Raw genomic sequence first — 11,929 nt, forward strand, 5'->3', positions numbered from 1 at the left:
GTCGGTTCGTACACTGCGGTGCGGACGGGGAGAAGGCGCTTCGGCGCTGTCGGGAGAGCAGGCAAGTGACTGATAACGGGGGCGGGGCGCCGGGAGACCGTGCGCCCCAGGCGGACGCGGACTCCTGGTTCAAGCCCAGCGAGGTCCGTTACCGCACACAGTCGGAGTACCAGGACCCCCTGGAGGACGACGCGGCGGCGCACCCGGGGGAGCGTTCCGAGGAGGACGGCCCCTCGGGCGGTGCGGTCTTCCCGGACAGCGGCGGCTACGCGGGGCTGAGCGCCTCGCGTCCGGCGATGGTGGAGCCCTACCCGGACGCGTTGGGCGCCCCGGCCCCGGACTCCGGGTACGTCCCGGGTGCCATCTCCTACCCGGGTGCGGGGACCTCGGCCTACGAGCCGGTGACGCGCGTACCCGGTGACGACCCGCTCTCCGGGCGGGAGCCGGACGCACCCTCCGGAGGCTTCCCCGGCATCGCGGCCAGCGCGGACGTACCGCTGCCGCCCGAGGAGCCCGCGGAGGACGCCCACGGCGGCTGGGGCTCCGGCACCCGTGACTCCTGGGAGCCCGTGACATCCGGTGACTCCGCCTCGGATCGCGCTTCCGCGACCGCCTGGGGCGGCTCACCGGACCCCGTCGCCGAGAGTTCCGCCCGGGACCCGGGCGCGGGCCGGGACCCGCTGGCCGCTCGGGACCCGTGGTCGTCCCAGGAGACCCCGTGGTCGGAGGCTCCCTCCGACGCGTCCCCGGGGCCCGTGAGCGACCCCGCCCCGTGGGAGCCGCGTGTCGCCGACGACCGGGACCCGTTGGACGCGTCCCGCGAGGCGTGGAACCCCGGGCCGTCGGCTCAGGGTGCGGGTGAGGCTCCCTGGACTCCGCGCGACTCCGGTTCCGACCCCGCTCCGTGGGACTCGACGGGCGTGGGTGATTCGGACACGGGGTACGTGCGGACGCCGGACCCGGCGCTGGATCAGCCGCTGCCCACGGGGTCCTTCGGAGGGACGGAGGAGCCCCGGCACACTGACGCGTCCGGCCCCGGCCGGGACCCCTGGACGCCCGAGGCCGACACCTCCGACTCCTGGAGCCCGACCGGTGCGGGCGAGGAACTCTGGAAGCCCGAACCCGGCGGGGAACCGTCCGGGGAGTGGAACGGTACCGAGGGGTTGGACAGTTGGAGCCCGTCCACGGACTCCACGGACACCTGGCAGGGCGGGGCCGCCGAGCCCTGGGCCGAGCAGACGGAACGCCCCTGGTCGGACCACGCCCGCACTCCGCACCGGGACGGTGACCGCTACGACGACGAGCTGTCCCCCCGCCCCGTGGAGGAGACGACGTACCGTACCGGCGACCGGTACGGTGACGAGCTGTCGCCGTCCGCTGACCGGTATGGTGACGAGCTTTCGGGTGGCCGGTACGGCGACGAACTCTCGCCGTCCGCCGACCGGTACGGCGACGAGCTTTCACCGTCTACCGACGGCTACGGTGACGAGCTTTCGGGTGGCCGGTACGGCGACGAGTTCTCACCGTCCGCCGACCAGTACGGCGGTGGGGTGGTCCCGCCCTCCAACGACGGCTACGGTGACGAGCTTTCCGGCGGTCGCTTCGGGGACGAGCCCTCCGCGGCACCCGACCAGGGCGGCAGCGGCAACACCTGGGCCTTCGACCGCGACGACCCGCGCCTTCCCGACGTCGTTCGTGACGCGGAGCGGCGCCGCCGCGACTCCTCCTCGCCGGAACCCGCCCACACCGACTGGGGCGTCGCCTCCGAGGGGGAGCCCGACACCGGAACGCTCTCCGCGGCGGTCCCCGGCTCCGACGACCCGTTGGCGGCCATCGCCGACATGCAGACCCGGGCCAGGTCCAGGGAGTCCCGTGAGGAGGTCGACCAGCCGTGGGACGCCGCCTCCACGGAGGGTGACGACTCCTGGCGGGGCGGCGAGGGCGCCACCCAGATGTTCACCGCGCCCTCCTTCGACCGGACTCCCGCACCGTCCGACGACCGCTACGGGGACGATCCGTTCCGCGAGGAGGGGTACGCGGACGACCGGTACGACGACCCGAGCGCCGACCCCGACGACCGGTACGACGACGGATACCCGGGCGACGTCGGCGGGGACGATCCGCGTGAGGAGGGAGAGGTCGGTTCGGACCGGCGGGAACGCGACGCGGAACCTGAGTACGAGGACGACTTCACCCCGGCGGACTACGGCATGCCGGAGCGGCCCAAGCCCGCCAAGCGGCGCCGCGACCGGATCGCCGAGGACTTCCCCGGATTCGACGAGGCCCGGGAGGACGGCGACTACCCGGGCTACGACAGCGTCGACTTCCTCGCGGACACCGAACCCGGGGCGACCACCACCCTGTGGCTCGGTATCGCCTCGCTGATCCCCGGCCTCGGTGTGATCACCGCGATCCTGGCGTTGTTCGTCACCGGACCGAAGGCGAAGAGGGCGATCCGGGAGTCGCGGGGAACGCTCGACGGGCTGGGCCTGATCACCACCGGCACCGTGTTCGCGGTCATCGGCATCCTCGTGACGGTGATCTCCGTCGCGATCTGGTTCGTTCTGTAGAATCCCGGCCGCTGCCGGGGGACCATGGGTCCTCCGGCAGCGGCCGATCGCGTTTTGGCACTCCGCGCGCCCCCTGACGGCAAACCCGGGGCGAAGCGGGTCTGGGAGCACGTAGACTGGGGGAGACCCACGGCTACGCGAGATCCGGTTCCGCTTGTCTCGCCATGTCGCACACCGTTTTGACCGCCTGTTCGGTAAGCGGTAGCCTGTGTGATTGTGCCCGTGAGTCGACGGGTCACACGTGTGTGTGCGGCGCCCCAGTCCTCCCTAGGACGGACACAGGGCGCGCGGCGCGCGTGAACCCCCTCCTGTGAATCGGCCTCCGGCCGGGTGTGCATCCGTTCGCCATGCGTGGGAACGAGGGCGACACGCCCGACCACGTGGGTCGGGGAGATTCGGGAAATTCAGCAGGTCAATAGCGATATCGGCTACGAGAACCGGCGTAGGTCACGAGGAAGACGGAGACGCGGTGCCCACCATCCAGCAGCTGGTCCGCAAGGGCCGACAGGACAAGGTCGCAAAGAACAAGACCCCGGCGCTGAAGGGGAGTCCGCAGCGTCGTGGTGTGTGCACGCGTGTCTACACCACTACGCCGAAGAAGCCGAACTCCGCTCTGCGTAAGGTCGCTCGCGTCAAGCTGAGCAGCGGCATCGAGGTCACGGCCTACATTCCCGGCATCGGTCACAACCTCCAGGAGCACAGCATCGTGCTGGTTCGTGGCGGTCGTGTGAAGGACCTGCCGGGCGTTCGCTACCGAATTGTCCGCGGTTCGCTCGACACCCAGGGTGTCCGGGGCCGCAAGCAGGCCCGTAGCCACTACGGCGCCAAGAAGGAGAAGTAAGCATGCCGCGCAAGGGCCCGGCGCCGAAGCGCCAGCTCATCACCGACCCGGTCTACGGCTCGCCGCTCGTCACCGCACTCATCAACAAGGTGCTCCTCGACGGCAAGCGCTCCATCGCCCAGGCCGTCGTGTACGACGCCCTGGAGGGTGCTCGCGAGAAGACCGGTCAGGACCCGCTCGTCGTTCTCAAGCGAGCCCTGGACAACGTCAAGCCCGCGCTGGAGGTCCGCAGCCGCCGTGTCGGTGGCGCGACCTACCAGGTGCCGGTCGAGGTTCGCGCCTCCCGGTCCACCACGCTGGCCCTGCGCTGGCTGGTCTCCTACTCGCGTCAGCGTCGTGAGAAGACCATGACCGAGCGTCTGATGAACGAGCTGGTCGATGCCAGCAACGGTCTGGGCGCGGCTGTCAAGAAGCGTGAGGACACGCACAAGATGGCCGAGTCGAACAAGGCCTTCGCCCACTACCGCTGGTAACCCCGCGGCGAATCGATTCCTTGAGACCTAGGGAAGACGAGCCTCATGGCTAAGACTTTGCTTGACCTGGCCAAGGTCCGCAACATCGGCATCATGGCCCACATCGACGCGGGCAAGACGACCACGACCGAGCGGATCCTCTACTACACGGGTGTCAACCACAAGCTCGGCGAGACGCACGACGGCGCCTCGACGATGGACTGGATGAAGGAAGAGCAGGAGCGGGGTATCACCATTACCTCGGCTGCGATCACCACCAGTTGGAACGACACCACGATCAACATCATCGACACGCCCGGCCACGTCGACTTCACGGTCGAGGTCGAGCGGTCGCTGCGTGTGCTTGACGGCGCCGTCGCGGTGTTCGACGCCAAGGAAGGCGTCGAGCCCCAGTCGGAGCAGGTCTGGCGTCAGGCGGACCGGTACAACGTGCCGCGTATCTGCTTCGTCAACAAGATGGACAAGATCGGCGCGGAGTTCCAGCGCTGCGTCGACATGTTCCGTGAGCGCCTCGGTGCGAACGCCATGCCGATCCAGCTGCCGATCGGTGCCGAGAGCGACTTCAAGGGCGTCATCGACCTCGTGAAGATGAAGGCCTACGTCTGGAACGACGAGGCCGCGCTCGGCGAGATGTACGACACGATCGACATCCCCGACACCCACGCCGAGGCCGCTCGCGAGGCCCGGGACTTCTTCCTCGAGACGTTGGCCGAGGCCGACGACGAGATCATGGAGATGTACCTGGAGGGCCAGGAGCCCACCGTGGAGCAGCTGGTCCCCGCGATCCGTCGCGCGACCATCGCCGGTACCGCCATCCCCGTGGTCTGTGGCACCGCGTTCAAGAACAAGGGCGTCCAGCCCCTGCTCGACGCGGTCGTCGCCTACCTCCCCTCGCCCGTGGACGTCGAGGCGATCGACGGTCACGACCCCAAGGACGAGACCGAGCAGACCAAGCTCGAGCGCAAGCCGAGCGTGGACGAGCCGTTCTCCGCCCTGGTCTTCAAGATCGTCAGCGACCCCCACCTGGGCAAGCTGTCGTACGTGCGGATCTACTCCGGCGTCCTGGAGGCGGGCACCCAGGTGCTCAACAGCCTCAAGGGCCGCAAGGAGCGCATCGGTAAGGTCTACCGGATGCACTCCAACAAGCGCGAGGAGATCCCCGCGGCGGGTGCGGGCGACATCGTCGCCGTCATGGGCCTGAAGGACACCACGACCGGTGAGACGCTCTGCGAGCAGTCCGCTCCGATCGTCCTGGAGTCCATGACCTTCCCGGCTCCGGTCATCGAGGTGGCCATCGAGCCGAAGACCAAGAGCGACCAGGAGAAGCTGGGCATCGCGATCCAGCGTCTGGCCGACGAGGACCCCTCCTTCCAGGTGGCCTCGGACGAGCAGACCGGTCAGACCGTGATCTCGGGCATGGGCGAGCTGCACCTCGAGGTGCTGGTCAACCGCATGCGCGACGAGTTCAAGGTCGAGGCGAACATCGGTAAGCCCCAGGTGGCCTACCGCGAGACCATTCGCAAGAAGGTCGACGGCCACGTCTACACCCACAAGAAGCAGACCGGTGGGTCGGGCCAGTTCGCCAAGGTCAAGATCGACCTGGAGCCGCTGACCTCCGAGGACGGCGACTCCTCCGGCTACGAGTTCGTCAACGCCGTCACCGGTGGCCGCATCCCGCGGGAGTACATCCCGTCGGTCGACGCCGGCTGCCAGGAGGCCGCTGAGCTGGGTGTGCTCGCGCACTACCCGCTCGTCGGCATCAAGGTGACGCTGACGGACGGTCAGTACCACGACGTCGACTCCTCGGAGATGGCGTTCAAGACCGCCGGTTCGATGGCCTTCAAGGAGGCCGTCCGGCTGGCGAAGCCGACTCTTCTCGAGCCGGTCATGGCCGTCGAGGTCACCACTCCCGAGGAGTACATGGGTGACGTGATCGGTGACCTGAACTCCCGCCGTGGACAGATTCAGTCCATGGACGAGCGTTCCGGCGTCCGTCTCGTCAAGGCCCAGGTGCCCCTTTCGGAAATGTTCGGCTACGTGGGTGACCTGCGCAGCCGTACGCAGGGTCGAGCCAACTACTCGATGGTGTTCGACTCCTACGCGGAGGTTCCGTCCGCTGTCGCCCAAGAAATTGTGGCGAAGGTTCGCGGCGAATAGTCGCGAGCAAGCAACCCGGCTGTACCCCGTGCCCGCGGGGTTGGACCACAGTCAGATAGATCTGTACGTCTAGGAGACTTCCAGTGGCGAAGGAAAAGTTCGAGCGGACCAAGCCGCACGTCAACATCGGCACCATCGGTCACATTGACCACGGCAAGACCACGCTGACCGCGGCCATCACCAAGGTGCTGCACGACGCGTACCCGGACCTGAACCCGTTCACGCCGTTCGAGGACATCGACAACGCTCCCGAGGAGCGCGAGCGCGGTATCACCATCTCCGTCGCTCACGTCGAGTACCAGACCGAGGCGCGTCACTACGCCCACGTCGACTGCCCCGGTCACGCGGACTACGTGAAGAACATGATCACGGGTGCCGCGCAGATGGACGGCGCGATCCTGGTCGTGGCCGCCACCGACGGCCCGATGCCGCAGACCAAGGAGCACGTCCTCCTGGCCCGCCAGGTCGGCGTCCCCGCCATCGTCGTCGCCCTGAACAAGGCCGACATGGTGGACGACGAGGAGATCTTCGAGCTCGTCGAGCTCGAGGTGCGTGAGCTCCTCAGCGAGTACGAGTTCCCCGGCGACGACATCCCCGTCACCAAGGTCTCGGCTCTCAAGGCCCTCGAGGGCGACGCCGAGTGGGGCAAGGCCGTCCTGGAGCTCATGGGCACCGTGGACAGCTTCATTCCCGAGCCCGAGCGTGACACCGAGAAGCCCTTCCTCATGCCGATCGAGGACGTCTTCTCGATCACCGGTCGCGGCACCGTCGTCACCGGTCGTATCGAGCGCGGCATCGTCAACGTCAACGAGACCGTTGACATCGTCGGCATCAAGGAAGAGAAGCAGACCACCACCGTCACCGGTGTTGAGATGTTCCGCAAGCTGCTCGACCAGGGCCAGGCTGGCGACAACGTCGGTCTGCTCCTGCGCGGCATCAAGCGCGAGGACGTCGAGCGCGGCCAGGTCGTGATCAAGCCCGGCACGACCACCCCGCACACCGAGTTCGAGGGTCAGGTCGTCATCCTGTCCAAGGACGAGGGTGGCCGCCACACGCCGTTCTTCAACAACTACCGCCCGCAGTTCTACTTCCGCACCACCGACGTCACCGGCGTCGTGACGCTGCCGGAGGGCACCGAGATGGTCATGCCCGGTGACAACACCGAGATGACCGTCCAGCTGATCCAGCCGGTCGCGATGGAAGAGGGCCTCAAGTTCGCCATCCGTGAGGGTGGCCGGACCGTGGGCGCGGGTCGCGTCACGAAGATCCTCAAGTAGCACACACGTGGGGGTGGCCCCTTCCGGAGCCGCCCCCACGTGGTGGGTGGGCCGCTTCACCGCGGCCCGCCCACCACACTGACAAGACGTCATCGGGCTCTGTGACGGTGACGCACCGCAGGGGCAAGCCCTGTTGCGGTTTCTCAAGGGAATAGGGGCTCACGGCCAACTAGCCGGCGGTTTCGCCGACAGGCCTGGGCGTCTGTGCCCGGACAGCTCACCGTTACGGACACTGAAGCGAAGGACGAACAGGCCACATGGCGGGACAGAAGATCCGCATTCGGCTAAAGGCCTATGACCACGAGGTCATCGACAGCTCGGCGCGCAAGATCGTTGAGACTGTGACGCGAACTGGCGCACAGGTCGCGGGCCCGGTGCCGCTGCCGACGGAGAAGAACGTTTACTGCGTCATCCGATCGCCGCACAAGTACAAGGACTCGCGCGAGCACTTCGAGATGCGCACCCACAAGCGGCTGATCGACATCATCGACCCCACGCCGAAGACGGTGGACTCGCTCATGCGACTCGACCTCCCGGCTGGCGTTGACATCGAGATCAAGCTTTAAGGACGCACAGACATGGCCACCAAGCAGATCAAGGGAGTTCTGGGCGAAAAGCTCGGCATGACCCAGGTCTTCGACGACGCGGGCAAGATGGTGCCCGTGACCGTCCTGAAGGCCGGTCCGTGCGTCGTGAGCCGCATCCGGACCCCCGACACCGATGGCTACTCCGCCATCCAGCTCGGCTACGGGCAGATCAACCCGCGCAAGGTCAACAAGCCCCTGGGCGACTACCTGCGCGCGAACGACCTGACCCCGCGCCGCCACTACGTCGAGGTGCGCACCACCGACGCCTCCGAGTACACGCTCGGCCAGGAAGTCGACGCCGCCGCGTTCGAGAGCGGCCAGAAGGTCGACGTCACGGGCAAGAGCAAGGGCAAGGGTTTCGCCGGTGTGATGAAGCGCCACGGTTTCCGTGGTCTCTCCGCCTCGCACGGCACCCAGCGCAAGCACCGCTCTCCCGGCTCCATCGGCGGCTGCGCCACGCCCGGCCGCGTTTTCAAGGGCATGCGGATGGCCGGGCGCATGGGCAACGTGCGCAAGACCGTCCAGAACCTGACCGTTCACTCCGTGGACGCGGAGAAGGGCCTCATCCTGGTCAAGGGTGCTGTCCCGGGTCCCAACGGCGGTCTGGTGCTCGTCCGCACCGCTGTGAAGGGGGACAAGTAAGTCATGGCCCAGATCGAGGTCAAGAACCCCGAGGGCGGCTCCAAGGGCAGCGTCGAGCTTCCCGAGTCCGTCTTCGCCCAGCAGGTCAGCATTCCGCTGATCCACCAGGTCGTGAACGGCCAGCTGGCCGCCGGCCGGCAGGGCACCCACGCCACCAAGACCCGCGGCGACGTCCGCGGCGGTGGCAAGAAGCCCTACCGCCAGAAGGGAACCGGTCGCGCCCGTCAGGGCTCGATCCGCGCCCCGCAGTACACCGGTGGTGGCACCGTCCACGGTCCCCAGCCGCGTGACTACAGCCAGCGGACCCCGAAGAAGATGAAGGCCGCCGCCCTGCGTGGCGCCCTCTCGGACCGGGCCAACCACGGCCGCATCCACGTCATCACCGAGTTCGTCGGTGAGGGCGCGGACAGCAAGCTCACGCAGACCGCTCTGAAGGCGCTGCGCCAGGTCACCGAGTCCGACAAGGTCCTCGTCGTCCTGGCCCGCGAGGACGAGCACAACCGGCGCGCCCTGCGCAACCTCGAAGAGGTCCACATCCTCGACGCGGACCAGGTGAACACCTACGACGTCCTCTACGCGGACGACGTGGTCTTCACCGAGGCGGGCTACGCCGAGTTCCTGGCCCACGCGGCCGGTGCCTCGAAGGCCGCTGAGTCCGAGGAGGACGACCAGTGAGGATCGCCGACCACCGGGACATCATCATTGAGCCGGTGATCTCCGAGAAGAGCTACGGGCTCATGGACGAGAACAAGTACACGTTCATCGTTCGCCCGGACGCCAACAAGACCCAGATCAAGATCGCGATCGAGAAGATCTTCGAGGTGAAGGTCACGAGCGTGAACACGATCAACCGGAAGGGTAAGCGCAAGCGGACCCGTTTCGGTTTCGGGAAGCGTCCCGACACCAAGCGCGCGATCGTCAGCGTGGCCGACGGCCAGCGGATCGACATCTTCGGTGTCTGACCTCTCCCGGGTCTGACCGCTACATGTCAAGCAACACGTAAAGGAATGCGCGAAGAAGATGGGCATTCGTAAGTACAAGCCGACGACGCCGGGTCGTCGCGGCTCCAGCGTGAGCGACTTCGTCGAGATCACGCGTTCGGAGCCGGAGAAGTCCCTGGTCCGTCCGCTTCACTCCAAGGGCGGTCGTAACGGCCACGGCCGGATCACCGCTCGTCACCAGGGTGGTGGCCACAAGCGCGCCTACCGCGTGATCGACTTCCGTCGTCACGACAAGGACGGCGTGCCGGCCAAGGTCGCTCACATCGAGTACGACCCCAACCGCACCGCTCGCATCGCTCTGCTCCACTACGTGGACGGTGAGAAGCGCTACATTCTGGCGCCCGCCGGCCTCAAGCAGGGCGACAAGATCGAGAACGGCCCCCAGTCCGACATCAAGCCGGGCAACTGCCTCCCGCTGCGCAACATCCCCACGGGTACGTTCGTGCACGCGGTCGAGCTGAAGCCCGGTGGCGGTGCCAAGCTGGGTCGTTCCGCGGGGTCGCAGATCCAGCTCCTCGCCAAGGAGGGCCGTTACGCCACGCTGCGTATGCCCTCCGGTGAGATGCGCATGGTCGAGATCTCCTGCCGCGCCACGGTTGGTCAGGTCGGCAACGCCGAGCAGTCCAACATCAACTGGGGCAAGGCCGGCCGCTCGCGGTGGAAGGGCAAGCGCCCGACCGTCCGCGGTGTGGTCATGAACCCGGTCGACCACCCGCACGGTGGTGGTGAGGGCAAGACCTCCGGTGGTCGTCACCCGGTCAGCCCCTGGGGCAAGAAGGAAGGCCGGACCCGGGCCAAGAACAAGGCCAGCGACAAGCTGATCGTGCGGCGTCGGCGTAGCGGTAAGAAGAAGCGGTAAGGAGCACGTCTGATGCCACGTAGCCTTAAGAAGGGTCCCTTCGTCGACGACCACCTCATCAAGAAGGTGGAGTCGCAGAACGAGAAGGGGACCAAGAACGTCATCAAGACGTGGTCCCGGCGATCCATGATCGTCCCGGAGATGATCGGTCACACGATCGCCGTCCACGACGGCCGCAAGCACGTTCCGGTGTTCGTGTCGGAGTCGATGGTCGGCCACAAGCTCGGTGAGTTCGCTCCCACGCGTACTTTCCGTAGCCACGTCAAGGACGACCGCCGCAGCCGCCGCTAGCGGTTGCAGCAGTTGTAAGAACCATTTTCTCCACGGTGAGTGGGGAAGGAATTTCCGTGAGCGAGGGAAAAGCGATGGGAACGAGGGCACAGGCGCGGTTCGTCCGCGTTACGCCCCGAAAGGCTCGCCGGGTGGCGGACCTTATTCGCGGGTTGCCCGCTGACGAGGCACAGGCGGTGCTCCGGTTCGCGCCCCAGTCGGCGAGCGAGCCCGTTGGCAAGGTGCTGGCTAGCGCCATCGCCAACGCTGAGCACAACGACAAGCTGGACCGCGAGTCGCTGGTGGTCGAGCGCGTCTGGGTGGACGAGGGTCCGACCCTGAAGCGCATTCGTCCCCGGGGCTTCGGCCGGGCTTTCCGGGTCACCAAGCGCACGAGCCACATCACCGTGGTCGTCGCTGAGGGCGCGGGCGCCTCGTCCAAGACCAAGGAAAGGACCCGATAGTGGGGCAGAAGGTAAACCCGCACGGGTTCCGCCTCGGCATCACCACCGACTTCAAGAGCCGCTGGTACGCCGACAAGTCCTACAAGGACTACGTCAAGGAAGACGTCGCGATCCGTCGGATGCTGACCCGTGGCATGGAGCGCGCGGGCATCTCCAAGGTCGAGATCGAGCGCACCCGTGACCGTGTCCGCGTGGACGTCTACACCGCCCGGCCGGGCATCGTCATCGGCCGCCGCGGCGTCGAGGCCGACCGAATCCGTACGGACCTGGAGAAGCTCACCGGCAAGCAGGTGCAGCTGAACGTCTTCGAGGTCAAGAACCCCGAGATCGACGCTCAGCTCGTCGCCCAGGGCGTCGCTGAGCAGCTGAGCAGCCGCGTGGCGTTCCGCCGCGCGATGCGCAAGGCCATGCAGAGCGCGATGAAGAGCGGCGCCAAGGGTATTCGTATCCAGTGCGGTGGCCGTCTGGGTGGGGCCGAGATGTCCCGCTCGGAGTTCTACCGCGAGGGTCGCGTCCCGCTGCACACGCTGCGCGCCGACATCGACTACGGCTTCTTCGAGGCCCGTACGACCTTCGGTCGCATCGGTGTCAAGGTGTGGATCTACAAGGGCGACGCCCCTGTGACCCGCGCCGAGCGCGAGGCCGCCCAGGCCGCGCAGCGGACCGCCGGTGGCGGTCAGCGTCGTGAGCGTCCGCAGCGTCGTCGTCGCGGCGGTGCCGCCGGCGCGCCGGGCACCGAGGCCAAGGCTGGTGCTTCGGCCGAGGCTCCGAAGACCGAGGGGAGCTAA

General features: G+C 67.4%; 13 protein-coding genes. All 13 read left to right on the forward strand.

Annotation, left to right across the window (positions count from 1 at the left end; genetic code table 11):
* Positions 1-65 precede the first annotated feature (65 nt).
* A complete protein-coding gene (locus tag ABZ635_RS07645) occupies positions 66-2,570 on the forward strand; it encodes a hypothetical protein (RefSeq protein ID WP_357760497.1) in 2,505 nt (834 codons plus the stop codon).
* Between the two features lie 469 nt (positions 2,571-3,039).
* The gene (gene rpsL / locus ABZ635_RS07650; protein ID WP_014912437.1) at positions 3,040-3,411 is read left to right on the forward strand and encodes a 30S ribosomal protein S12; all 372 of its coding nucleotides are present in this window, start codon (positions 3,040-3,042) and stop codon (positions 3,409-3,411) included.
* 2 nt (positions 3,412-3,413) lie between these two features.
* Positions 3,414-3,884: a 30S ribosomal protein S7 gene (rpsG, locus tag ABZ635_RS07655; RefSeq protein ID WP_184369222.1), complete on the forward strand. Its 471-nt coding sequence runs from the start codon at positions 3,414-3,416 to the stop codon at positions 3,882-3,884.
* Between the two features lie 45 nt (positions 3,885-3,929).
* Positions 3,930-6,041 (forward strand): elongation factor G, encoded by a 2,112-nt coding sequence (gene fusA / locus ABZ635_RS07660; RefSeq protein ID WP_357760500.1) that lies wholly within the window; start codon positions 3,930-3,932, stop codon positions 6,039-6,041.
* An 83-nt stretch (positions 6,042-6,124) separates the two neighbouring features.
* Positions 6,125-7,318, forward strand: a complete 1,194-nt coding sequence (gene tuf, locus ABZ635_RS07665) for an elongation factor Tu (RefSeq protein WP_357760503.1) — start codon at positions 6,125-6,127, stop codon at positions 7,316-7,318.
* Between the two features lie 257 nt (positions 7,319-7,575).
* Positions 7,576-7,884 carry a 30S ribosomal protein S10 gene (rpsJ, locus tag ABZ635_RS07670; RefSeq protein WP_013156110.1) on the forward strand — a complete coding sequence of 103 codons (309 nt, stop codon included), beginning with the start codon at positions 7,576-7,578 and terminating at the stop codon, positions 7,882-7,884.
* 12 nt (positions 7,885-7,896) lie between these two features.
* Positions 7,897-8,547, forward strand: a complete 651-nt coding sequence (gene rplC, locus ABZ635_RS07675; protein ID WP_357760506.1) for a 50S ribosomal protein L3 — start codon at positions 7,897-7,899, stop codon at positions 8,545-8,547.
* Positions 8,548-8,550: 3 nt separating this feature from the next.
* A complete protein-coding gene (gene rplD / locus ABZ635_RS07680) occupies positions 8,551-9,222 on the forward strand; it encodes a 50S ribosomal protein L4 (protein ID WP_357760509.1) in 672 nt (223 codons plus the stop codon).
* The gene (rplW, locus tag ABZ635_RS07685; RefSeq protein WP_357760512.1) at positions 9,219-9,509 is read left to right on the forward strand and encodes a 50S ribosomal protein L23; all 291 of its coding nucleotides are present in this window, start codon (positions 9,219-9,221) and stop codon (positions 9,507-9,509) included. Before rplD ends, rplW begins: the two co-directional genes overlap by 4 nt.
* A gap of 58 nt (positions 9,510-9,567) precedes the next feature.
* On the forward strand, positions 9,568-10,407 hold the full coding sequence (gene rplB, locus ABZ635_RS07690) for a 50S ribosomal protein L2 (RefSeq protein WP_017543004.1): 840 nt from the start codon (positions 9,568-9,570) through the stop codon (positions 10,405-10,407).
* Positions 10,408-10,419: 12 nt separating this feature from the next.
* Positions 10,420-10,698, forward strand: a complete 279-nt coding sequence (gene rpsS / locus ABZ635_RS07695; protein ID WP_357760515.1) for a 30S ribosomal protein S19 — start codon at positions 10,420-10,422, stop codon at positions 10,696-10,698.
* A 74-nt stretch (positions 10,699-10,772) separates the two neighbouring features.
* Positions 10,773-11,141 (forward strand): 50S ribosomal protein L22, encoded by a 369-nt coding sequence (gene rplV, locus ABZ635_RS07700; RefSeq protein WP_017543002.1) that lies wholly within the window; start codon positions 10,773-10,775, stop codon positions 11,139-11,141.
* Complete coding sequence (rpsC, locus tag ABZ635_RS07705; protein WP_357760518.1) at positions 11,141-11,929, forward strand: 30S ribosomal protein S3; 789 nt, start codon at positions 11,141-11,143, stop codon at positions 11,927-11,929. Before rplV ends, rpsC begins: the two co-directional genes overlap by 1 nt.

Source organism: Nocardiopsis sp. NPDC007018 (genome assembly GCF_040635075.1).
Classification (GTDB): domain Bacteria; phylum Actinomycetota; class Actinomycetes; order Streptosporangiales; family Streptosporangiaceae; genus Nocardiopsis.